We start from the raw sequence: 21,818 nt of genomic DNA, 5'->3' as shown, positions 1-21,818 counted from the left end.
CCGTTCCCGCGCATCGCACTCCAGCACGGGCACATCCGCGCTCAGCCCCAACGCCTCCCGAGCCTCCTCCGCTTCGAACCCCGCAGTTCCGGCACGCGAACCAGGCCTGGGAGACCCGGTTCGCCCTGTCGATGTGCCCGCACTCGGCGCAGGTGCGGGAGGTGTACGCCGGATCGACGTACACCACCGCCACCCCCGCCCGGCGGGCCTTGTATCCGATGAAGCTCCCCAACTGGGCGAACGACCAGGCGGAGTGGGTGGCCCGTTGGAGCTTGCGAAGCCGTACCCGCTCGCGGATCCCTGTCAGGTCTTCCAGGGCGATTCCGCGACCGGTGCTCCCCCACTGCCTCAAGGGCGTGGGAGGTACCCCCAGCCTCGGCCACCACATGCTTCGCGATCTTGTGGTTGATGTCCCGCGCCCGCCGCGCCTCCTTGCGCCGCCGTTTCTTCAGGCGCCGCTTGGCGGACGGTGTGTTCTTTTTCTGCAGCTTGGTGCGCAGGCCGCGCTCGCGCAGGCGGGTGCGGTTGAGCTCGCGTCCGGCCATGATCTCGCCGTCACTGGTGGTGGCGATGTTCACGATCCCGAGGTCGATACCGAGGAAGTCCACCGGACCGATGTTGAGCGCCGCCTCAGGGACCTCGCAGGTGGCGTTGAGGAACCACATGCCGTCCCGCTCCAGCAGATCCGACTCGCCCTTGCGGTACAGGGCCAACGTGGCCAGCTGCTCCACCGACGCGGTGAACGCCACGCTCTTGACCCGGCCGCTGGTGGTCCAGATGGACACCGTGCGCTCAGCGGTCTGCCAGGACAACATGCGGTCGTCGTAGGGCTGCGCGCCCCGGGGGGGGCGGAAGGCGATCGGCTTCTCAGCGGCCCTGCGGTAACGGCGCGAGCCGGGCCTGCCGAGGTTCCCGGCCCTCAGGTTCGCCCTCAGCGTGGTGTAGGCGTCACACACTTTCCTGATCGAATGCTGCGCGGCCTGCGCACCCAGATTCCAACGGGATTTGACAGCATCGTAGGTGTGCTTACGCAAGGCGAAGTTCTTGAACTCCCCACACTCGAAAGCGACCTCACTCACCCACGTTGCGGCCTCGTTACAGGCACGCAGGGTCGCCTCAAGCGTCGCCGCCTGTTTCGGAGTCGGCTCCAGCTTGACCTGCACGACCAGCTTCACGATCACCGATCGTAGGCACCCGTACGAGACACCACCACACGTTCGGGTCCGTCATCACATGGAGTGATCCACCCGGCCATGCGTTCGCACCACCCGGCTCGCCGGAGAAGGCACCCGGCCGCTCCGCGGCCGAACAGACACAGTGATACTGCGGCGCTCCGCGCCGCAGCCACGGGGATGCGATTCCTCCCGAGCGTAAACGCCCGGGGTTCCTAATTCGTTCGTAGCAGTCCTGGCTGGGGCAGGTTGCCGCTTGGGCTGTTCGAGCGTGAAGTCCATGACGCCTTGCATGGTCCTGGTGCCTGACACCTGCCCACAGGCTGGTGCATCGGCCTCGCGCTCACGGTGTTGACGAGCGCATGAGTGCCGGATGTATGCCTTCGCCCTCCTGCGGCAGCTGGAGGCCGCCTGCCTCGCCGCCGACGAGCTCACCGAGGCGGTCGAGGAGTCTTTTCTCCAGCACCCGGACGCTGAGGTCATCGTGAGCTTCCCCGGTCTCGGGGTCCAACTCGGCGCCCGGGTCCTAGCCGAGGTCGGCGACGACCGTGAGCGCTTCGCCGACGCCCGCGGCCTGAAGGCCTACGCCGGATCGGCCCCCGTCACCCGGGCCTCGGGCAAGAAGCACCACGTCGGACGGCGCATGGTCAAAAACGACCGGCTCAACCACGCCGGTTACCTGTGGGCTTTCTCCGCCCTGCGCTCCTCGCCCGGAGCCGACGCCCACTACCGGCGACGGCGCGAACGGGGAGACTGGCACGCGGCCGCCCAGCGGCACCTGTTCAACCGCATGATCGGCCAGCTCTACCACTGCCTGCAGAAGGGCGAACTGTTCGACGAACTCGTCGCCTTCCCTACCAAAACGGCCGCAGCGGCTTGACGACTTGGCATCGTGAGATGTCTCGCAAGAATTCGCTGAAGTGCCTTAGGGCGAGGACGAGTTACTGGCAGGGCAGAATTGGTTCTGCGCCGGACCAACGACCGCTACGGCATCCCGGTCACCCGATCATGTTTTTGTTTTACGCCCCGGAAACAATGACATCCCCGAATGGGCAGGCCCGATCCTTTCGTCGGCGTGATCGCCCACGCCGCCGTATACGAGGTCCGTCACAGGCCGCAGTCGCAGCACGAGCAGCATTCACAGCACTCGCAGATCTCACAGGCCTCGCAGCAGCTGCAGTCACAGTCGCAGTTGCCGAGGCAGCCCTCGCGCCTCTTTCGCGACCACGGCCCCTCGAACTCGTCGGCACAGCACACCTTGCAGGTGCAGCACACCCCGATCGCGGCCGCGCACCCGGCCCAGAAGCCTCGCTTGCCGGGTCCGGGCGGCGGGAAGGAGGGACCGCCGCCGAAGGGGTTGCCGCCACCGGCGTAAGGATTCTGCCCGTCGTACGGACCCGGCGGGCTCTGCGGGTTGTACGGCCCACCGTGCTGCGGCGGCCCGAAGGCCCCTCGCACACCGTCCGCGTGGACCTGGTGCCCGCATCCCGCGGTCCCGAACGCGCGGTCCACCGACCGCCCCAGCTCGTGCGCGAGCAGCAGATGGGCCAGCTTGCCGTCCGTGAACTCCACCTCGCGCAGCGCGAGCCGTATCCCGCGCAGAGCGTCATCGGCGAGCCGACGCGCCTCCACGAGCGGGGTGCCGGTGGCCGTGAGCGGGTTCCACGCCCCCGACGCGGCGTCGGTCTCCCGGTCCTCCACGGCGTCCAGCAGATGCGCGAGCCGCCCGAAGAGCCGGCCGGCCTCGGCGAGCGGCTCGGCGTTGCCCGGCCGCCCGGCCAGGACGGCCGTGTGCGCGAAGGCGGCGGCGGTCGCGGTCTCGGTGGGCTCGGTGACGGTCAGAAGCGGCGTCCCGGGACCGGCGAGCGCCTCGATGCCGACCTGCCGGTCGACGGCGTCGACGAGTACGGCGGTGTCGAAGCCCACGTCGGATCCGGTACGGGCCCCGGCGCGCCCCCAGCTCGCGGCGACCCGGCGGGCGGCGAGCGCCACCGGCCTGCGCGCCAACAGCCCGTCCTTGTCCGCCACGTGGTCGCGCACCTTGGCCGAGGCCAGCACCAGCGAGACGGCGGCGGCGAGGCGGGCTCCCTCACCCTGTGCGACGGACGCGGTCCGCATCCCGCGCAACGGGCACGGCCCCGCCGTACGCCGCCACCCGGTGGTGCGCTCGACCTGAGCCTCCGTCAAAACCGATATCAGCAGCCCATCGTAATTGGTGACAACCCGAGCGAACTGTCCGTGGTCTCCGCGCAACGCGAGACAGAGTCCGCACAGATGCGCCATCCACTGCGTTTTGAGCCCCTCACCGAGGCGGTGGCTGCAGGGCCTCACGATTCCGAACATGACACTCCCCCGTGCCTCGTACGACGTTGAGCTGCGGCATCGTACCGACCCCCTCGTTCACCCGTACGCCCCACCCATCACCCGAACGCCGTCGAGAATCATATTTCACTCACAGTCAGCAGTCGTACACGGCAAGACCCTTGGGGCACGCGGGCTCTCGACGAATTCGCTGTGCACCAGTACCGTCACGAAACCCCCGCGCGGCGTCTATCCACTTGGCGCGACATCCGCATCATGGACGACCATGGGGATGCGGAAAGCAAGAAAGACCGCTGTGAGAGGAGGCGTCCATGGGATCGGTGCGCAAGGCGAGTGCCTGGCTTGGCCTCGTCGACGACAACGATGACGAGCGTTACTACGACGACGACAACTACGCCGAAGGACAGGACTCCGGCGATGCCTGGGTCACGGACCCGCGCGTGAAGGTCGCGTCCGAGACGGCGGAAGAATCAGGCCGCCGGATCGGCACGGTCACCCCGGACAGCTTCCGGGACGCACGCGGCATCGGCGAACTCTTCCGGGACGGCGTCCCGGTCATCATCAACCTCACGGCCATGGAGCCCGCCGACGCCAAGCGCGTGGTGGACTTCGCGGCCGGCCTGACCTTCGGCCTGCACGGCACCATCGAGCGGGTCGCCACCCGGGTCTTCCTGCTGACCCCTGCCAACACCGAGATCGTCAGCGGCGAGGCCCCAAGGCGTCAGGCGGACGGCTTCTTCAACCAGAGCTGAGGCAGGGCCGCTCACCGGCCCTGCTCTCCGGTGCTCGACTCACCGAAAGGCGTCGAGTCCGGTGAGCGCCTTGCCCAGCACGAGTTGGTGCATCTCGACGGTGCCCTCGTAGGTGAGCACCGATTCGAGGTTGGTCGCGTGCCGCATCACGGGGTATTCGAGCGAGATCCCGTTGGCGCCGAGGATGGTACGGGCGGTCCGGCAGATCTCGATCGCCTCCCGTACGTTGTTGAGCTTGCCGAAGCTGACCTGCTCGGGACGGAGCCGTCCCGCGTCCATGCGCCGCCCAAGATGGTGGGCGAGCAGAATCCCCTTGTGCAGTTCCACCGCCATGTCGGCGAGCTTGGCCTGGGTGAGCTGGAAGCCGCCGATGGGACGCCCGAACTGCTCGCGCGTCTTCGCGTACTCGACGGCGGCCTCGAAACTGGCCCGCGCGGCACCCATCGAGCCCCACACGATCCCGTACCGCGCGTGCGACAGACAGCTGAGCGGGCCCTTGAGCCCGGTCACGTCCGGCAGCACGGCGTCGGCGGGCAGCCGTACGTCGTCGAGTACGAGCTCACTGGTGACGCTCGCCCGCAGGGACCATTTGTGCTTGATCTCGGGAGCGGAGAACCCGGGAGCGTCGGTGGGCACGACGAACCCCCGGATCCCGTCCTCACTCTGCGCCCAGACGACCGCGACCCCGGCCACGGACCCGTTCGTGATCCACATCTTCCGCCCGTTGAGGACCCAGTCGCCGCCGTCGCGCTTGGCATACGTCCGCATGGCGCCGGGGTCGGACCCGTGGTCGGGCTCGGTCAGCCCGAAGCACCCGATGACCTCACCGGCGGCCATGCGCGGCAGCCACGCCTGCTTCTGCTCCTCGCTCCCGAACCGGTGAATGGCGTACATGGCGAGGGAGCCCTGTACGGAGACGAGGGACCGGATGCCCGAGTCGGCGGCCTCCAGCTCCAGACAGGCGAGCCCGTACTGCACGGCGGTCGCCCCCGCGCATCCGTACCCCTCCAACGACATCCCGAGCGCCCCGATCCCGCCCAGCTCGCGCGCCAGCTCCCGGATCCCGGGCAGCTCGCCCTTCTCGTACCACTCGGCGACATACGGCAGCACCCGGTCCGCGGCCCATGTCCGTACGGTCTCCCGGATCGCCAGGTCCTCCGGGTCCAGGAGGTCGTCGAGGCCGAGGGGGTCGGTGGGGTCGAAGGGCGGGAGCTTCGGGGACGCGGACATGGGGGCAGCCTCCGGCACGCTAAAACTAGCACCGCTAGTTACGGTCTCGCCCCGACGGTACGACCCAGCGTCCCGCACGTCCAGTACCTCTCCCACCCACGCACCACCCGTTTCCAGCACCCCGACACGTGCGGGTCCCCCGCGGGGGTGAAGCGCCGTCGGCGGCGGCGCGTGGCCGCTCTCCGAGCGGACCGGCAGGCGCCGACGGCGGACAAGCCCCCCGGGAGAGCCGCACGTGGCGACATGGTGGAAACGGGTGGTGCGTGGGTGGGTGAAGCTCGGCTACGCCGAGACGCGGGACTCCGCAACCCCCCGCGGCGCCGGAATCTCCGCCGAGCCCGCCGCAGGCACCCCGCACTCCATGACCCGGGGCAACCGCAACGCCATCCCCGCCCCCAGCAACAACAACCCCGCACTGACGAGCAACGTCACATGCAGTCCGTGCACGAAGGAGTCCCGAGCCGCATGACGCAGGGCCGCACCCCGCACCCCGCCGAGCCGCGCGGCGACGTCGTACGCCTCTCCCAACGAGTGCCCCGCCGCAGCGGAGTCCCCCGGCGAGACCCCCGGTACGGACGACAGTCCGGGCGCGTACGCCGCGTTCATCACACTCCCCAGAAGCGCGATCCCGATCCCCGCCCCCAGCTGGTACGAGGTCTCGCCGATCGCCGCCGCCCCACCCGCCTGCGCCGGCGGCGCCTCGCTCAGCATCGACTCGTACGCCCCGAAGAGCGTCGTCTCCAGCCCGAACCCCAGCAGCACGAACCCGAACAGCAGCAGCCCGGTGTTGTCGTCGCCGCCCATCGCGGTGAGCGTGACGACGGCCACCGCCGTGAGACAGAACCCGAAACAGACCATCGCGCGCGGCCCGAACCGTCGCAGCAGCCGCGCCCCCGCGAGCCCCGCGGCCATCGCCGCGAAGGTGAGCGGCAGCAGCCGCAGGCCGGTCTGCAGGGGCGAGAGCCCGAGGACCAGTTGCAGGTACTGCGCGGCGATCAGCTCAAGGCCGACCAGCGCGAGCATGGCGAGGACGATGCAGCCCACGGACGTACTGAACGCGGGCCGCGAGAACATCCGCAGGTCCACCAGCGGATGCGTACGCCGTCGCTGGCGCCGTACGAAGGCGAACATCAGCGCGCCGCCCACGACCAGCGGCGCCAGCGTGAACGGACCGAACGGCGCTTCGCCGCCGCCGAGCCGCTTGACCCCGAGCACGAGCCCGAAAAGCCCGGCGGCTGCCATCAGGGCCCCCACCACGTCCCAGGGACCGTCGCGGTCGCCGTAGGACTCGGGCAGCAGCAGCCGTCCGATCGGCAGGCTTATCAGCATCAGCGGAATGTTGACGAGGAAGACCGATCCCCACCAGAAGTGTTCGAGGAGGAACCCGCCGAGCAGCGGCCCGACCGCCGCGCCCACCGCCGCGACGGCGCTCCAGATGCCGATCGCGAGCGCCCGCTCCCGCCGGTCGGGAAAGACCTGGCGCAGGATCGACAGGGTCGCGGGCATGATCATCGCGCCGCCGACGCCGAGCAGGGCGCGCGCGCCGATGAGGACCTGGGCGTTGTCGGCGAGCGCGGCGATCCCGGAGGCGATGCCGAAGAGTCCGTATCCGAGGAGGAGCACACGCCTGCGGCCCACCCGGTCACCCAGCGTGCCGAAGAGGATCAGCAGCGCGGCGCAGACGAGCGGGTAGATGTCGACGATCCAGAGCAGTTCTATCGCGCCGGGCTTGAGGTCCTCGGTGACGGCGGGCACCGCGACGTGCAGCACGGTGGCATCGAGGGCCACGAGGAGCAGGCTGGCGCACAGCACCACGAGGACGACCCAGCGGTTGGCACCGGCTCCGGCCTCCCGACGGCGACGCGCGGCGGCCGTGGTCGTCCCGGACATGTACGTACCTCCCAGATGTTCCCTCGCGTTCGGCGATCCGCTGGGTGGGGACTCCCTGCGGCTGCGGTCCTGGAGGAGCGGGGTCCCGGACGCACGCATCAAAGGCGAGTGAGCGGCCAGCGTACGCGAGTTCCTGTCTCATACACGTGGCAGACCTCTCACGTTCTCCTTACCGAGCATGTGGCGTACGCCACGCCCCCTCTGGGGCACCACGCCCCGGACGGCCGCCCGGTTCCGCTCGCCGTCGATAATCGAGCCCGTGACCGATCTTGAGACGCCCCTCGCGACGCCGCCCGGCGCGAGCGCGCCAAGCCGGGCCGCGCCGGCCCTCCTCGGGTACGCCGCGGTGCGGGCCCTGGGCGTCCTCACGCTCGCCCTGTGGAGCGCGGCGAACGGCAAGAGCGCCCACAAACTGCTGACGGCGCGCTGGGACTCGCTCTGGTACACCCGCGTCGCCGATCTCGGCTACGGCTACGAGGTGCGGCTGCCCAACGGCGACGTCCACTCGAACCTCGCATTCTTCCCCCTGCTGCCCTGGCTGGAGCGGCTCGTCTCGGCGCTCACCCCTCTGTCGTACGCGGATGCCGGGCTGCTGGTCAGCACGCTGGCCTCGCTCACCGCGGCCTGGGGGATCTTCGCCGTCGCGGACCACCTGTACGGCCCCCGCGTGGGCGTCTGCGCGGCGCTGGTCTGGGCGGTGCTGCCCGTCGGCATCGTGCAGTCGATGGCGTACAGCGAGTCCCTGTTCACGGCGCTCGCCGCCTGGTCGCTCTACGCGGTACTGACCGGCCGCTGGGTGACGGCGGGCCTGCTCGCCGCGTTCGCCGGGCTGACCCGCCCGGTGGGGGCCGCGGTGGTCGCGGCCCTGTGGGTGGCGGCCATCGCCTCGTTCGTGCGGGATCGAAGCGCGCGCCCCGCGCACGGCGCAACCGTGCTCCGACGCGCCCTCGGCATGCTTCTCGCGCCGCTCGGCGCCGCCGGGTATGTGCTCTGGGTCGGCCGTCGCACGGGCAAGGGGCCGCTCGGCTATCTCGACGTCCAGGCGGGCTGGCGCAACGGATTCGACGGCGGGTATGCGTTCGCCCGCTTCGTGGGCGACAAGTTCACGTCAATTCCGTCGGCTCTGGCCGGCGTCGGACTGATCGCCGGAGTCGCACTGATCGTCTGGCTGTACGTGACGTGCGTACGACAGGGCCAGCCGCCGGCTCTGCTGGTGTACGCGGGAATCGTCATCGCGCTCGCCCTGTGCGCGTCGAGTTACTTCGGCTCGAAACCGCGCCTCCTGCTGCCCGCTTTCCCCCTCTTGCTCCCCCTCGCGCTGGCCCTGGCCCGACTGCGTACGTCCAGGTCAGCGCTGATTCTCGGTGGTGCGGCGATGGCCTCCGCGCTCTACGGGGCGTTCTGGCTGAACGGCTCCGGTCCGCCATGATCCACCCGTTGACGCTCGGTGAGCGGCCGGAGAATTCCACCCCAGGATTCGGTGAACGAATTCAAAAGTGGCATAAAACCGAAGCCCGAGCCGATCAATGGAATTGAAGGATCAAGGCGTCGATGATTAGAGAATCATTGGAATTAAACATCACCCTGAGAGGAATCCCACATCACATCGTCATCACAAAGCGAGTGATTCGGCCTGGAACGCAGCTCACTCGCTGTAACGTCGATTGAGTGCGTACCGAACGAAACCTCACCCGTCTGGACCGGGTCTTCGCCCGGTTGGACCGTGAGCCGGAACGGCCGGCGAACATCGATGTGCCGAAGATGAGCAGGCACAGGGTTGTGCTCTTCGGAGCCACCCTGGCCTTCTACGTGGCCATCGTGTGGGCCGTTGCGATCACATCGTGGCTGGTCCGGTTCGACTGGCAGGTCATGTTCTTCCGGCCCTATCAGCAGTGGCCGGAGATCCACGCGTTCCTCGACTACTACGTGGTGCTGGGCCAGCGCGGCCCCACCGCCGTGATGGTCGCCGCGTGGCTCGGCTGGCGCTCCTGGCGGCAGCACACCCTGCGCCCGCTGCTCACGCTGGGCGCCTCGCTGCTGCTGCTCAACATCACGGTCGGCGCCGCGAAGCTCGGCATGGGCCGCCTCGGCCCGCACTACGCCATCACGATCGGCTCGAACGAGATGGGGCTCGGCGGCGATATATTCCCTTCGGGCCACACCGCGAACGCCGTCGTGACCTGGGGAATCCTGGCCTATCTGGCCTCCACCCCGCGGGCGAGGCGCTGGCTGTCGGCGCTGTCCGCCGTGACCTCGCTCGGCGTCGGCCTCACCACCGTCTACCTCGGCACGCACTGGCTGAGCGATGTGCTGCTGGGCTGGGCCGCCGGTCTGCTGATCCTGCTGGCGCTGCCGTGGTGCGAGCCGCTGATCGCCCGCGCCGAGACCGGCCTGTTCACTCTGCGCGACGCCTGGCGCGCCCGCCGCGGCCGTGCGCTGCCCGTCCCGGCCGAGGCTCCGGTCGGCTCCCCGGTCGGTGCGCCCGTGCTGGTCAAGCAGTCGGTCCCGGTGGACGAGGAGGTTCCGGCGCGCGCGGCGGTGGCCACCGGCCGCGCGCCCCGGGCGCCGGTCTACCTGGCGCCGGGACCGCACACGACCCGCTCGGAGCGCACCCCGGTCACCCCGGTCGGCAGCCGCCGTCCACCGCACTCGGACCGCGCGGCGCGCACCGCCACGACGACGTCCGCCCGGCCGCTGACAGGCGGATGAGGCGCAACGGACCGATCATGGAGAACAGCGGGGCCGGTACGCACAACCTCCCCGCACGGCGAAGGCCCCCGGCTCGTGAGCCGGGGGCCTTCGCGCATTCCGAGGATTCCGGCCCCCGGCCTCCGTGGGTTCGGCCTCCGCGGCCTCAGCCCTTCCAGCAGCGGGTCACCCGGCCGTCGGTGACCTCGAAGTTCAGCCGGCCCGCGCGGTACTCCATGGTGATGATCGCGCCGGGCGGCAGCGAGCGCACCGTGGACCAGCCGTGCTCCCGGGCGCGGTGCTCGGCGTTCCTCGCCTCCAGGCCGACATAGGCCTGCGGACTGTCCTGGGGCTCTGCGGGCGGGGTGGGAATGGGTGCCATGACCGCCACGTTAGGCGGCCGACCTCGGCGGGGGAAGTCCGGGCCGGAGACCATGCGTCACCCGTGCCCCTCCGGTCACGCTTCTGTCACAGGATCTCGACACGCGTTTCGGCCGAACTCCGTCACACGTACGAGGGGTTCCGTACGTGTCCCGCACGCCTTCGAACGTAATTCGGGACTACCTTGACGCCGTCCCGAATAACCCAATGGAAAGTGCGGAGTCCCCCGTCGAGATCCCGTGGGGCGAAGCATTTCCATTCCGATTCCGGGGCATGTCGCGGAAGCTGACACCGCATAGGAAATGCACGGTTCCAGCACAGAACCCCCGCACACCCTCTGTCGGAGCGCGGAGCGACGCGAGCACCACGGCGTGGGCTTCCGTCAGGCCCACGGCGCGACGGCGAAGGGGCGAGCAATGGGCACGGACACCGCGCAGGCGACGGCGCGCCCCGTACACAGGAGGCAGCGGCCGGGGCGGCTCGCCGTGGACTGGCTCACCACGACGGACCACAAGAAGATCGGCCACCTCTACCTGATCACGTCCTTCGCCTTCTTCCTCATCGGCGGTCTGATGGCGTTGGTGATGCGCGCCGAACTCGCCCGGCCCGGTCTGCAGATCGTGGACAACAACCAGTTCAACCAGTTGTTCACCCTGCACGGCACGATCATGCTGCTGCTGTTCGCCACCCCGACCTTCGCCGGGTTCGCCAACGAGATCATGCCGCTGCAGATCGGCTCCCCGGACGTCGCCTTCCCCCGCCTGAACATGCTGTCGTACTGGTTCTTCCTCTTCGGCGGCCTGATCGTCCTCGGCTCGCTCATGGTGCCCGACGGGCCCGCCTCCTTCGGCTGGTTCGCCTATGCCCCGCTCAACAGCCTGGAGCGCTCTCCGAACATCGGCGCCGACATGTGGATCATGGGCCTGGCGCTGACGGGCTTCGGCACGATCCTCGGCGCGGTGAACTTCATCACGACCATCGTCGGGATGCGGGCCCCTGGCATGACGATGTTCCGGCTGCCGATCTTCACCTGGAACATCCTCTTCACCTCGATCCTCGTCCTCTTCGCGTTCCCGGTGCTCGCGGCGGCGCTGCTGGTCCTGGAGGCGGACCGGCGCTTCGGGTCGGTGGTGTTCGAGGCGGCCAACGGCGGCGCGCTGCTGTGGCAGCACCTGTTCTGGTTCTTCGGGCATCCCGAGGTCTACATCATCGCGTTGCCGTTCTTCGGGATCATCACGGAGATCCTGCCGGTCTTCAGCAGGAAGCCGGTCTTCGGCTATCTGACGCTGGTCGCCGCGACGATGGCCATCACCGGTCTGTCGATCGTGGTGTGGGCGCACCACATGTTCGCGACGGGCGCGGTGCTGCTGCCGTACTTCTCCTTCATGTCGTTCATGATCGCGGTGCCCACGGGGGTGAAGTTCTTCAACTGGAGCGGGACGATGATCAAGGGCTCGCTCTCCTTCGAGACCCCCATGCTGTGGGCCATCGGCTTCCTGGTGTCGTTCCTGTTCGGCGGTCTGACCGGAGTGATCCTGGCCTCGCCGCCGATGGACTTCGAGGTCACCGACTCGTATTTCGTGGTCGCGCACTTCCACTACGTCGTCTTCGGCACCGTCGTCTTCGCGACCTTCGGCGGCTTCTACTTCTGGTGGCCCAAGTTCACCGGCAAGATGCTCGACGAACGGCTCGGCAAGATCCATTTCTGGACGCTCTTCGTCGGCTTCCACACGACGTTCCTGGTGCAGCACTGGCTGGGTGCCGAGGGCATGCCGCGCCGGTACGCGGACTATCTGGCCGCCGACGGCTTCACTGCGCTCAACACCGTCTCGACGATCGGCGCGTTCCTGCTGGGCATGTCGACGCTTCCGTTCCTCTACAACGTCTGGAAGACGTCCCGGTACGGCACGAAGGTCGAGGTGGACGACCCCTGGGGCTTCGGCCGCTCCCTGGAGTGGGCGACCTCGTGTCCGCCGCCCCGGCACAACTTCGTCACGCTGCCCCGGATCCGCTCCGAGAGCCCGGCGTTCGACCTGCACCATCCCCAGTACGGGGCGATCGCTCAGGAGGCCGCTCCAGCGCCCGGGACAGCCGGTCCCGGGCCGTCCTGATCGCCTCGGTGAGTTCGGCCGGCTCCAGGACCTCGAACTCGAAGCCCATCAGCATCACGTGAATCACCATCACATCGAGGCTGGCGGCGCCGGTGCGCAGGACGCAGCTGTCCTCCCCGGAGGCTTCCAGCGTTCCCGCCGAGGGGGAGATCCGCTCGGCCGCCTCTTCCAGGGGCACGAAGAGCCGGACGACCGCCCGCGAGGCGTACGCGCGTGTGGAGACCCCTTTGGAGACGTACGCCGCCAGATCCTCGGCCGGTGGCGTACGGGGGGTGAAGCGGGGTCCGTGCGGAGGCCTGGGGGTGATGCGGTCGGCCCGGAACGTGCGCCAGTCGCCGCGGTCGACGTCCCAGGCGACCAGGTACCAGCGGTGCTCGGTGCACACCAGGCGGTGCGGTTCGACGGTCCGGCGGGTCGGGGAGCCGCCGTGGTCTCGGTACTCGAAGCGCAGCCGCTCACCGTCGCGGCAGGCGTTGGCGAGTTCCGTGAGCACGCCCGGGTCCACGGCGGAGGGCTGGGGGCCGCGCAGCATCGGCACGGTGAAGGCGTTGAGGGCGCTCACGCGGCGGCGCAGTCGGCTCGGCAGTACCTGTTCGAGCTTGGCGAGGGCGCGTACAGAGGTCTCGCCGATGCCCTCGATGCCCTGCCCGGCGGCCGTGCGCAGCCCGACCGCGACGGCCACCGCCTCGTCGTCGTCCAGCAGCAGCGGCGGCAGCTCGGCTCCCGCCCCGAGTTGGTAGCCGCCTCCCGTGCCCGGGCTGGCGTTGACGGGATAGCCCAGCTCGCGCAGCCGGTCCACATCGCGGCGGATCGTGCGGGGCGTCACGCCCAGACGGCCCGCCAGATCGGCCCCGGACCATTCGCGGTGGGCCTGGAGCAGTGAGAGCAACCGCAGCAGTCGTGCCGATGTCTCCAACATGGCGTCGAGTCTGCCAGCCCTTGCGGACAACCACTGTCCGCAAGGTGCTCCTGGGCGCCGGGCGCGGTCAGCCGACCGCGGTGACCGTCACGGACAGGTCGTTGTCCCGCGTGTAGTAGGGCCCGGCCTCCACCGGGCCGTACAGGGTCTTCACCGGCACCCTCGGATGGATGAGGAAGGGGCGCTTGTCGGCGATGTCGTCGAGCAGCCGCGCGATCCGTACCCGGGGCCCGCCCTCCCCCGCCGGGCGCAGCCAGAGGTCCCAGACGCCGGGCCGCAGGGCGCCGTATGCCACCGTGAAGCCGAACTCCACCTGCTCCACGGCCACTTCCGCGCGGATCAGCGGACCCGCCGTGTCCCGGTGGCAGACCTCGGCATGCGCGTCCGGCGCGAGGGGGATGCCGTACACCCGGCCTCGTACGCCCAGTCCCCGCTCTCCTCGGTACAGCTCCACGGCCTCCGCGTGCGGGGCCCGCAGCCAGCTGCGCACGGAGAGGTTGCCGTGCCGGGTCGCGTACGGGATGCGCACGGCGACATGGCCGAGGGAACCGCTGGGGACCCGGGCGACGAGCGAGCGCAGGTCGTTGGCGCCCGGGGCCAGTCGTCGCGGCTCGCCTCCCGCGACCTGGGCGTAGGCGTCCCAGCGGCCCTCGGGCAGGGCGACGCCGCTGGGCAGCGCCGCGCGCAGCCGGCCGTCCCCGGTGGGGGTCAGCGGCAGGCTGACCTCGTCGTGGCCCTCGCGGCGGCGCAGCACCAGGAGCGCGGCGCCCGGCTCGCCGGTCTCGATGACGTCGAAGGTCAGTCCGCCCGCGGAGTCGGCGATGCAGTCGGCGCACGGGGGCACGGCGGTGCCCGGGTCGGCGCGGTGCCGAGCGGTCCACGGGACCGGCGTCATCATGCGGGCGCCCTTTCGTGCGGGGCGGCACCACCGGGTCCTCCGTCGGATCCGCCTCCTGTCGGGATAGACCCCAGGCCCGGGTGAATGGTTGCTTCTCATGCGCACATCAGGGCGCGCAGGACAGCCGAGGCACGTCAGGGCTCGTACGACAGTTGCGGCACGTCGAAGCAGTCGCTGTTCATGTCGCCCTGGGAGACCCAGCCCCTGCCGTCCTCCCAGCGGGCCACCGACACGCAGGTCCGGCGGGTCTTCGGGGGCGTGGGCAGGCGCTCGGAGGAGACGGGGATCAGCAGGCCGTCGGCGGTGTACGGGGCGCCGCGGTCCATGAAACGGTCGACACACGCGCGTGTGACGCCCGTTTTCGCGCAGGACTTCGCGGCGTCCGTGAACCACATCGCGGCCGCCCAGCCCTCCAGCTGCCACTGGGAGTGAGTCGGCAGGCCCTTGGTGGCGCCCCGGAACGCGCGGACGGCGGCGTCGGAGGTGTCCTCGTAGTTCCGGCTGGATCCGGTCACCCACAGGGCGTTTCGGCAGCGCGGGGCGTCCTTGTAGTCCTCGGGGACGGTGGAGGTCCAGTTCTGCACGTTGGTGACCTTGGCGATGACCTTGGCGCCGACGTCGTCCATCGCCTTGCACAGCTGGGCGTTGCCGTGCGTGTCGAGGGCGTCGAAGACGAGGTCGGCGCCCTGGTCCTTCAGATCGGCCGCGGCGGCACGGAAATTGGGCAGCGCGAAGTCGACCTGTTCGGTGACCACCTGGTAGCCCTCGGCCTTCAGACCCCGGGTGACGAGCCGGGCGTACGCGGCGGACGCGGACTGGTTGTAGGAGATCACGGCGGCCGTACGGGCGCCGTGGACACGCTTGAAGTAGCGGTAGACCTCGGTACCGCCGTACAGCTTCCCGCCCCAGCCCGGTGTTCCCTCGCGGGGCGCGAGGCTGCCGTAGATCCCGTAGAGGTGCGGATAGGTGTCGTAGGCCGCGCCTATGGGCTGTCCGCCGATGTCGGGCACCCCCGCGGCGGACACCCGGGAGGCGCCCGCGTAGTCGAGGGCGGTGGTGGCGACGAGGGCGACGACCTTGTCCTCGTCGATGAGCCGGTGCACGCACTCGTTGTCGCCCACGCCGCTGCCGCCGTCGTCGCAGGTGCGCACCTCGACCGGGCGGCCGCCGATGCCCCCGCGCGCGTTGAGGCGGTCGAAGTAGGCCTTGGCCCCGTCGCGCGGGCCGGTGAAGGCGGAGCCGCCGACGGGGCTGGTGGCGCTGGTGACGATGCCGACCCGGAGCGGGGCGGTGCCCTGCGGGGCGGGCGTGGTCCGGTGCTCGAAGTCGCTCTCGGGCAGACGGCTGCCGCAGGCCGCCGTGCCCAGGACGAGCGCCGTGCCCAGCAGGAGCGGCAGGCCCGCGGCGAGGACTCCTTCGGCAACACCCTTGGGGCGCACGGCGGGTCAGCAGCCGGCCGGGGTCGCGGATCCGTCGCCGCTCAGCGCGACCAGTGCGCAGAGGGTGTTGTCGGAGACCTTCCAGGTGCCGTTCTCGTAGACGGCCGTCCCGGAGGCGTTCGGCAGGGCGGTCGCGCCCTTCAGGGTCAACGCGTACGTCACCTCGGCCTCGGCCGGCGCGGTGAACACGACCTTCTGGACCTGGGCCGCGACCTGCTGACCACGCTTGTCGCCGCTGAAGCCCTGGACGACCGCGGCCATCCTGTCGCCGTTCTCCAGGTAGTTCAGTTTGTCCTTGACGGGGACGGACGGGGAGAAGAACTTCTCCCAGTTCCGCCTGACCTGGTTCTCGGCCGCCGCCGGGTCGTCCGGGCCGGTCGGGCTGGGCGACGCGCTGCTGGGCCGCTCCACGGTGGGGGCGGGCGGAGGGGTCGAACTCCCGCCGCCGCTGCTGTCGCCGCACGCCGTGAGGGCCCCGGCGAGGACGAGCACGACCAGCGCCGCCACCCCCCGGCCGTTGTCCCGCCTGAGGTCGCTCCCGAGAACCATGCTGGCTCACCACCGGGTGTCGGTCCGGGCCGACCGCGCCCGGAGCTTTCAGGGTCAGCTTCCAGAAGGCATAGTGCAAGTCCATTGGCGGACTTGGAAGACAGACAGCCACACGACGTCTGGGAGCCAGGATGCGGACACCTCGACTGCGGACCGTGCACCCCGTCCTGTGGGCCGGGTGCGCCGCGCTCGCCGCCGGGGCGGTGCTGTGCGTCATCGGCTGGTACGGCGTCTCGGGCGAGCGGTACGCGGAACGGCAGTTGCCCTACCTGGCGTCCTGCACGATTCCCGGGGCCGCGCTCATCGTCGCGGGCGCGGTGCTGCTCACGCACGGCAGGAACGCCCTGGCGGCGGCGCGCGTCGAGGAGTTGTACGGACTGCTGGTGGCGACGGAGCCCGCCGACCCGGAGCGGTCCGAACAGGCCGCCGTGGCGCCCCTCGCCGTCAGCGGGGAACTGCTGATGGTCCCCGGGGGCACGCTGTGGCACCGCGCGGACTGCCCGCTGGTCGCGGGGAAGCCGGCCGCCGTGCCGGTGGACTCGCGGGTGCTGGCGAGCGGGGAGCTGGGCCCGTGCCCGATCTGTGAGCCGCCCGCGGCCGAGCGTGCGCCCGCGCCGGAGCGGTGATGAGCGGCTCTCTGACCTACGACCTCACGCTGGCCGGGCTCTCGGTCGGCGGCGCGGCGGCGCTCACCGGGATCGGACTGGTCGTCACCCACCGGGCGACCGGGGTGCTGAACTTCGCGCACGGCGCGATCGCGATGGTGTGCGCGTATCTGCTGCGGCAGTTCACGGTGGTGTGGGGCTGGCCGCTCGCGCTCGGTGCCGCGGTGACGCTGCTGCTGGTGGCCCCCGCGATCGGCGTGACCCTGGAACGGTTCGTCTTCCGCCCCCTGTCCGTCCTCGGCGGCGACCCGGCGCAGACGCTGGTCGCGTCTCTCGGCGTCTTCGTGCTGCTGGTCGGCGGGGCCGCGCTGGTGTGGGGCACCGGGGCGCGCGCGGACGCGCCGACGCTGGTGTCGGCGGACCCGTGGGGGCAGTTGGCGGTCGCCCTCGCACTGGCGGTCGGGGTGGGGGGCGTGACGCGCTGGACGCGCTTCGGCACGGAACTGCGGGCTGTCGTCGACGACCGCTCGCTCGCCGTGCTCGGCGGCATCGACGCGGACCGGGTGGCCGCCGCGGGCTGGGCGTTCGGCTCCTTCACGGCGGGCCTGACGGGCGTGCTCCTGGCGCCGTACGTACGACTCGATCCGTACGGCATGCCGTTGCTCGTCATGGAGGTGATGGCGGTGGCCGTCGCCGCCCGGATGCGCAGCCTCCCGGTGGCCGTCGTGGTGGCGCTGGGTCTCGGGGTCGCGCAGAGTCAGCTGACGCGGCTGCATCCGGCGGGCTGGGCGGAGCCGCTGCTCCAGGCGGTGGGCGCGAACCTGTTCGTGGTGGCCCTGTTGGTCGCGGCGCTCGTCCTGCCGGGGATCGGCGACCGGGACGCCCTGCCGCGTACGGCGACGACCCGGGCGGCGACGCCCCCGGGCGCGTGGATCGTCGCGGTCGTCCTGTTCCTGCTGCCGCTCGGCCTCGCGGGCTCGGACCTGCACACGTCGGTGCAGGTGCCCGCGCTGGGTGTGGTGCTCCTGTCCCTGGTCGTGGTGACCGGCCGCGGCGGTCAGATCTCCCTCGGGCAGGCGGCGTACGCGGGTCTGGGCGCGCTCTTCACCGCACTGCTGGCCGCCGGCCGCTTCCCCGGCCTGCCCCGTCTGCCCGAACTGGCCGCGCTGGCGGTGGCGGTGGTGCTGGTCGCCCCGCTCGGGGTCCTGACCGGCTGGCCGGCGATCAGCCGCCACGGCCTGGCGCTGGCCCTGGCGACGTTCGCCGTGGGGGTGGGCGTCAGCCGTTTCGTCTTCGCCCAGCCCTACGCGACTTCGGGGCTGTCCCTGGACCGCCCGGCGGGCTTCGACGGCGACCGCGCGTACTACGTGCTCGAACTGGGGCTGCTGGCGACCGCGTTGCTGGCGACGGGGGCGCTGCGCCGGGGCCGTACGGGCCGCGCCCTGGCCGCGATGCGCGACCACGCGTCGGGCGCCTCGGCGGCGGGCGTACGGGTCCCTTCGCTGAAGCTGACGGCCTTCGTCGCGGGCGCCGCCCTGGCCGCGCTGGGTGGGGGGATGCTCGGCATGGGTCTGCGCGCCTTCGACGCGACGGCGTACGACCCGGTGCGTGGGCTGCTCTGGTTCGCGGCGGTCGTGGTCCTCGGCGCCGACAGCGCCCTCGGCGCGCTGGCCGCGGCGGCGTTGCTGGTGGGGCTCGACGCGGGGGCGCGCGGCGGGGTCGCCGCGGCACTGATCGGGGTGCTCGCGGTACTCGTCGGCCGGTTCCCCGGTGGCCCGTACGAGGCCCTGCGCACGGCGACGTCCCGGCTCCGGCCACGCCGCCGGGCGACGCCGACCCCGCTGGGGGCGCGGGTGCGGCGACGACTGCGGTCGGTGGAGACGGGGCCCACCCAACCGCCCGCCGACCAACCGCCCGCCGACGAACGGCCGGACGGTGCCGGCCCGGAACCCGCCACACCCCGGCGGGGCGCAGCATCCCGCCGGGCGGACACCCCGCATGCTCCTGCCGTGCCGGCCCCCGGATCTCTGCTCGCCCGAGGTATACGGGTCGCCTACGACGGTTTCACCGCGCTCGACGGGGTCGATCTCGAGGTCCGGCCCGGGTGGGTCACCGCTGTCGTGGGGCCCAACGGGGCCGGCAAAAGCACCCTGTTCCACTGCCTCGCCGGCACGCTGCGCCCGTCGCACGGCCGGGTGCTGTTCGGCGAGCAGGACATCACCCGGCTCGCCGCGCACGCCCGGACCCGGCTGGGCATCGCGCGGACCTTCCAGCAGCTGGCCGTCTTCCCCTCGTTGGCGGTGGCCGAGAACGTGCAGGTGGGGGCGGAGCAGGGCCGGATCGTCGATCCCGCCGCGGCGGAACGAGCGTTGCGGCTGTTCGGGCTCGACGGCTCGGTCCGCGCGCTGCCCGCCGAGGGCCTGCCGACCGGGACGCTCAGACGCGTCGAGCTGGCGCGGGCCCTCGCCGGAAGTCCGCACGTGCTGCTGCTCGACGAGCCCGCCGCGGGCCTGGACACCGCCGAAGTGACCTCGCTGGCCCGGATACTGCGGGCACTCGCCGCGGACGGCACGGCCCTGCTGGTCGTCGAGCACGACCTCGATCTGGTCGCCGACCTCGCCGACGTCGTCCATGTCATGGCCGCCGGACGCGTCGTCACCTCCGGCCCCGCCCGCCACGTACTGGAGCGGGGACGCGGATGAACATCTCGCTGCGCCACGCGCGCGTGCGCTACGGCCCCCTGGAGGCCCTGCACGGCGTGACCCTGGTCGCGCCCGGCCCCGGCCTCACCGTGCTGCTCGGCCGCAACGGCTCGGGCCGTACGACCGCCCTGCGCGCCCTCGCGGGAACCGTGCCGCTGTCCGACGGCACAGTCCTCTGGGACGGGGTGGACGTGACCCGGCTGGCCGCCTTCGAACGGGCCCGGCGCGGGTTGTGCCTGGTCCCGGAGCGCCGGGCCGTCTTCGGCTCGCTCACGGTTCGCGAGCACCTGGTGCTGGCCGCGCCCGACTTCACTCCCGTCCTCGACGCGTACCCGCAGTTGGAGCCTCTTCTCCCGCGCCGCGCCGGCACCCTCTCCGGGGGCGAGCAACGCATGCTCGCCCTCTCCCGCGCCCTGCTGGCACGCGCGCGCGTGGTGCTCGTCGACGAGCCCGCGCAGGGCATGTCACCGGCGGTCGCGGCCCGCACGTACGAACTTCTCGGCGGCCTCGACGCGTGCGTGGTGGTCGCCGAGCAGCGGCTGCCGCCCGGTCTGCGCGAACGGACGGGCCGGACGACCTACGTCCATGAACTGAGCCGGGGCTCGGTCGCGTTCAGCGGAGAGGCGGCCGAAGTGCGGCGCCGGGAGACCTAGAACGTCCGACCGGGGTTCATCACACGTGTGTGGTTCCGGAGTTTGTACCTCTTGGCACAGACGGGCCAGGCGCCCCACCCCTGGGTGTGCACCACCCGCTTGGCGACCTTGATCTGCTCCTTCCGCCGGGCCAGGTCCGCACGCGGGGCATACGCCAGGCCGCCGAACGCCACCCAGGTGGCCTGCCTGAACTGCAGTCCTCCGTAGTGGTGGTTTCCGGTGTTCGCGTGCCAGCGCCCGCCGCTCTCGCACTTGGCGAGGCAGCCCCAGGGCCAGTGGTCCCGAGCACAGTTGTACGACACCCGCCCCGCCGGCCGGCCGGAGAACGGGGACAACGGGGACAACGGGGACGGGGACGCGACGGCCGCCCTCTCGGGAACGAGGACGGCCAGGGTGGCGGCGACGACGGTCGCGGCCACGTACCGCATGCGCTTGTTCAACAGGGGCGACGGCGTCGGATAGAGGTGCATCGGGTCACGCTAAACAGCACACCGGGCGCGTCCGCCCCGCCGCGCCCGGGGCCCCACCCGGTCGGAGGACCGGGGTGGGGCGGCGGGATGGAGCCGGGGCTCAGAGGTCGAGCCGCTGGCCGGGCATGATCAGGTCGGGGTCACCGCCGATGACCGCCCGGTTGGCGGCGTAGATCTTCCGCCAGGTCGTTCCGTGCCGCTCCGCGATGCCGCTCAGGGTGTCGCCGCCGCGGACGGTGTAGTCGCCGCGGGACGCCGCGCGGTTCGTGTGGCCGGATGCGCGCGCCGGGGCCTCGGACGCCTGTGCGGGGGCCGACTTGGTCGTCGACTCGGTGGGAGCCGACTTGGAGGCCGACTTCGACGTCGACCTGGGTGCCGCCTTGGGGGCCGACTTCGTGGTGGCCGACCCTCCGGACGACGCGGCGCCCGAGGACGCGGGTGCGTTGCCGTACGCTCCGGCCCGCGCCGAACAGGTGGGCCAGGCGCCCCATCCCTGTGCGTTCTGGACCTTGGTGGCAACGGCTATCTGGGCGGCCTTGGAGGCCTTGTCGGCGGTCGACGCATAGGCCGAACCGCCGTACGCCCGCCAGGTGCCGGCGGAGAACTGAAGTCCTCCGTAGTAGCCGTTGCCGGTGTTGATGTGCCAGTTTCCGCCGCTCTCGCACTTGGCGATGCGGTCCCACACTCCGCTGTCGGCCGCGGCGGCGTTGCCGGTCGCGGCGAGCAGTCCGAGCGGGGCGAGCAGAGCCGCCCCGGCGAGGACCGCCGTCGTACGCGTCGTACGAACCTTACGAGTGTTATCGGCACATGCGGACATGTAGTTCCCTCTCGAAACACCCGGGATCCCCCAAGGCGGGGCGCGACTTCCTGCGTGTAGGACGCGGTCGTCGTGCTCCGCCCCGTCCGCCGGAGGTGGTGCTGCGAACCAGTCGTACGGTTCGGCCGGCGGACGTACCCGAGCGGTGCTCTGTGCACACGGCCGAGAAATCTATGGAGGTGGTCGCCCCGATATCAACCAACTCCATGTCATTCGAGGC

Annotated in this window: 17 protein-coding genes and 2 pseudogenes; 8 read left to right on the top strand and 11 right to left on the bottom strand. The window is 71.1% G+C overall.

Annotated elements, in window-relative coordinates:
• Positions 1-79: 79 nt before the first annotated feature.
• A pseudogene (locus SMIR_RS30725) lies at positions 80-1,175 on the bottom strand (transposase); the annotation flags it as partial.
• A 382-nt stretch (positions 1,176-1,557) separates the two neighbouring features.
• On the opposite strand from SMIR_RS30725, the pseudogene SMIR_RS30720 reads away from it, so the two are divergent.
• Positions 1,558-2,052: pseudogene (locus SMIR_RS30720) on the top strand (transposase); the annotation flags it as partial.
• Positions 2,053-2,279: 227 nt separating this feature from the next.
• Here SMIR_RS30720 and SMIR_RS30715 read toward each other — a convergent pair.
• Entirely contained in the window at positions 2,280-3,515 is a 1,236-nt protein-coding gene (locus tag SMIR_RS30715) for a DUF5685 family protein (RefSeq protein WP_168490284.1), read from the bottom strand.
• Between the two features lie 290 nt (positions 3,516-3,805).
• Here SMIR_RS30715 and SMIR_RS30710 point away from each other — a divergent pair, with 290 nt between their 5' ends.
• The gene (locus tag SMIR_RS30710; protein ID WP_168490285.1) at positions 3,806-4,246 is read left to right on the top strand and encodes a cell division protein SepF; all 441 of its coding nucleotides are present in this window, start codon (positions 3,806-3,808) and stop codon (positions 4,244-4,246) included.
• A gap of 39 nt (positions 4,247-4,285) precedes the next feature.
• Here SMIR_RS30710 and SMIR_RS30705 read toward each other — a convergent pair whose 3' ends face one another.
• Positions 4,286-5,476: an acyl-CoA dehydrogenase family protein gene (locus SMIR_RS30705; RefSeq protein ID WP_212727629.1), complete on the bottom strand. Its 1,191-nt coding sequence runs from the start codon at positions 5,474-5,476 to the stop codon at positions 4,286-4,288.
• A 282-nt stretch (positions 5,477-5,758) separates the two neighbouring features.
• Entirely contained in the window at positions 5,759-7,366 is a 1,608-nt protein-coding gene (locus tag SMIR_RS30700) for an MFS transporter (RefSeq protein WP_168490287.1), read from the bottom strand.
• Positions 7,367-7,625: 259 nt separating this feature from the next.
• Between SMIR_RS30700 and SMIR_RS30695 the strand changes: the two genes are divergently transcribed.
• A complete protein-coding gene (locus tag SMIR_RS30695) occupies positions 7,626-8,795 on the top strand; it encodes a glycosyltransferase family 39 protein (RefSeq protein ID WP_249938498.1) in 1,170 nt (389 codons plus the stop codon).
• A gap of 239 nt (positions 8,796-9,034) precedes the next feature.
• Positions 9,035-10,075 carry a phosphatase PAP2 family protein gene (locus SMIR_RS30690; protein ID WP_168490289.1) on the top strand — a complete coding sequence of 347 codons (1,041 nt, stop codon included), beginning with the start codon at positions 9,035-9,037 and terminating at the stop codon, positions 10,073-10,075.
• A 145-nt stretch (positions 10,076-10,220) separates the two neighbouring features.
• On the opposite strand, the gene SMIR_RS30685 is transcribed toward SMIR_RS30690, so the two are convergent.
• The gene (locus SMIR_RS30685; protein ID WP_099940606.1) at positions 10,221-10,436 is read right to left on the bottom strand and encodes an I78 family peptidase inhibitor; all 216 of its coding nucleotides are present in this window, start codon (positions 10,434-10,436) and stop codon (positions 10,221-10,223) included.
• Positions 10,437-10,851: 415 nt separating this feature from the next.
• Here SMIR_RS30685 and ctaD point away from each other — a divergent pair, with 415 nt between their 5' ends.
• A complete protein-coding gene (ctaD, locus tag SMIR_RS30680; protein WP_168490290.1) occupies positions 10,852-12,546 on the top strand; it encodes an aa3-type cytochrome oxidase subunit I in 1,695 nt (564 codons plus the stop codon).
• Here the strand turns inward: ctaD and SMIR_RS30675 are convergent.
• From SMIR_RS30675 to SMIR_RS30660, 4 genes are all read right to left on the bottom strand, one after another.
• Positions 12,428-13,465, bottom strand: a complete 1,038-nt coding sequence (locus SMIR_RS30675; RefSeq protein WP_168490291.1) for a helix-turn-helix transcriptional regulator — start codon at positions 13,463-13,465, stop codon at positions 12,428-12,430. The genes ctaD and SMIR_RS30675 overlap by 119 nt on opposite strands.
• Before the next feature lie 67 nt (positions 13,466-13,532).
• Positions 13,533-14,363 (bottom strand): hypothetical protein, encoded by an 831-nt coding sequence (locus tag SMIR_RS30670; protein ID WP_248002866.1) that lies wholly within the window; start codon positions 14,361-14,363, stop codon positions 13,533-13,535.
• Between the two features lie 134 nt (positions 14,364-14,497).
• Positions 14,498-15,760 (bottom strand): ABC transporter substrate-binding protein, encoded by a 1,263-nt coding sequence (locus tag SMIR_RS30665; RefSeq protein WP_248003633.1) that lies wholly within the window; start codon positions 15,758-15,760, stop codon positions 14,498-14,500.
• A 48-nt stretch (positions 15,761-15,808) separates the two neighbouring features.
• Positions 15,809-16,351 carry an MTB12 C-terminal domain-containing protein gene (locus SMIR_RS30660; RefSeq protein WP_168490293.1) on the bottom strand — a complete coding sequence of 181 codons (543 nt, stop codon included), beginning with the start codon at positions 16,349-16,351 and terminating at the stop codon, positions 15,809-15,811.
• A 131-nt stretch (positions 16,352-16,482) separates the two neighbouring features.
• Between SMIR_RS30660 and SMIR_RS30655 the strand changes: the two genes are divergently transcribed.
• Genes SMIR_RS30655 through SMIR_RS30645 form a run of 3 tightly spaced genes read left to right on the top strand, consistent with a single transcriptional unit; the run spans position 16,483 to position 20,311 of the window.
• Complete coding sequence (locus tag SMIR_RS30655) at positions 16,483-16,977, top strand: hypothetical protein (RefSeq protein WP_168490294.1); 495 nt, start codon at positions 16,483-16,485, stop codon at positions 16,975-16,977.
• A complete protein-coding gene (locus SMIR_RS30650; RefSeq protein WP_212727627.1) occupies positions 16,977-19,658 on the top strand; it encodes an ABC transporter permease subunit in 2,682 nt (893 codons plus the stop codon). The genes SMIR_RS30655 and SMIR_RS30650 overlap by 1 nt, the downstream gene beginning before the upstream one ends.
• The gene (locus SMIR_RS30645) at positions 19,655-20,311 is read left to right on the top strand and encodes an ATP-binding cassette domain-containing protein (protein WP_168490295.1); all 657 of its coding nucleotides are present in this window, start codon (positions 19,655-19,657) and stop codon (positions 20,309-20,311) included. Before SMIR_RS30650 ends, SMIR_RS30645 begins: the two co-directional genes overlap by 4 nt.
• On the opposite strand, the gene SMIR_RS44390 is transcribed toward SMIR_RS30645, so the two are convergent.
• Positions 20,308-20,781 carry a transglycosylase family protein gene (locus SMIR_RS44390; protein ID WP_348774695.1) on the bottom strand — a complete coding sequence of 158 codons (474 nt, stop codon included), beginning with the start codon at positions 20,779-20,781 and terminating at the stop codon, positions 20,308-20,310. The genes SMIR_RS30645 and SMIR_RS44390 overlap by 4 nt on opposite strands.
• Before the next feature lie 100 nt (positions 20,782-20,881).
• Positions 20,882-21,598, bottom strand: a complete 717-nt coding sequence (locus SMIR_RS30635) for a LysM peptidoglycan-binding domain-containing protein (protein WP_212727626.1) — start codon at positions 21,596-21,598, stop codon at positions 20,882-20,884.
• Positions 21,599-21,818 lie beyond the last annotated feature (220 nt).

The organism is Streptomyces mirabilis, from assembly GCF_018310535.1.
Taxonomy (GTDB): domain Bacteria; phylum Actinomycetota; class Actinomycetes; order Streptomycetales; family Streptomycetaceae; genus Streptomyces.
Note: the sequence above shows the minus strand (reverse complement) of the source record. Positions and strands in the feature narration are given on the sequence as shown.

Coding starts and splice junctions, on each gene's coding strand:
- SMIR_RS30715 (WP_168490284.1), bottom strand. CDS start 3,515: ATGTTCGGAATCGTGAGGCCCTGCAGCCACCGCCTCGGTGAGGGGCTC.
- SMIR_RS30710 (WP_168490285.1), top strand. CDS start 3,806: ATGGGATCGGTGCGCAAGGCGAGTGCCTGGCTTGGCCTCGTCGACGAC.
- SMIR_RS30705 (WP_212727629.1), bottom strand. CDS start 5,476: ATGTCCGCGTCCCCGAAGCTCCCGCCCTTCGACCCCACCGACCCCCTC.
- SMIR_RS30700 (WP_168490287.1), bottom strand. CDS start 7,366: ATGTCCGGGACGACCACGGCCGCCGCGCGTCGCCGTCGGGAGGCCGGA.
- SMIR_RS30685 (WP_099940606.1), bottom strand. CDS start 10,436: ATGGCACCCATTCCCACCCCGCCCGCAGAGCCCCAGGACAGTCCGCAG.
- ctaD (WP_168490290.1), top strand. CDS start 10,852: ATGGGCACGGACACCGCGCAGGCGACGGCGCGCCCCGTACACAGGAGG.
- SMIR_RS30675 (WP_168490291.1), bottom strand. CDS start 13,465: ATGTTGGAGACATCGGCACGACTGCTGCGGTTGCTCTCACTGCTCCAG.
- SMIR_RS30670 (WP_248002866.1), bottom strand. CDS start 14,363: ATGATGACGCCGGTCCCGTGGACCGCTCGGCACCGCGCCGACCCGGGC.
- SMIR_RS30660 (WP_168490293.1), bottom strand. CDS start 16,351: ATGGTTCTCGGGAGCGACCTCAGGCGGGACAACGGCCGGGGGGTGGCG.
- SMIR_RS30655 (WP_168490294.1), top strand. CDS start 16,483: ATGCGGACACCTCGACTGCGGACCGTGCACCCCGTCCTGTGGGCCGGG.
- SMIR_RS30650 (WP_212727627.1), top strand. CDS start 16,977: ATGAGCGGCTCTCTGACCTACGACCTCACGCTGGCCGGGCTCTCGGTC.
- SMIR_RS30645 (WP_168490295.1), top strand. CDS start 19,655: ATGAACATCTCGCTGCGCCACGCGCGCGTGCGCTACGGCCCCCTGGAG.
- SMIR_RS44390 (WP_348774695.1), bottom strand. CDS start 20,781: ATGCACCTCTATCCGACGCCGTCGCCCCTGTTGAACAAGCGCATGCGG.
- SMIR_RS30635 (WP_212727626.1), bottom strand. CDS start 21,598: ATGTCCGCATGTGCCGATAACACTCGTAAGGTTCGTACGACGCGTACG.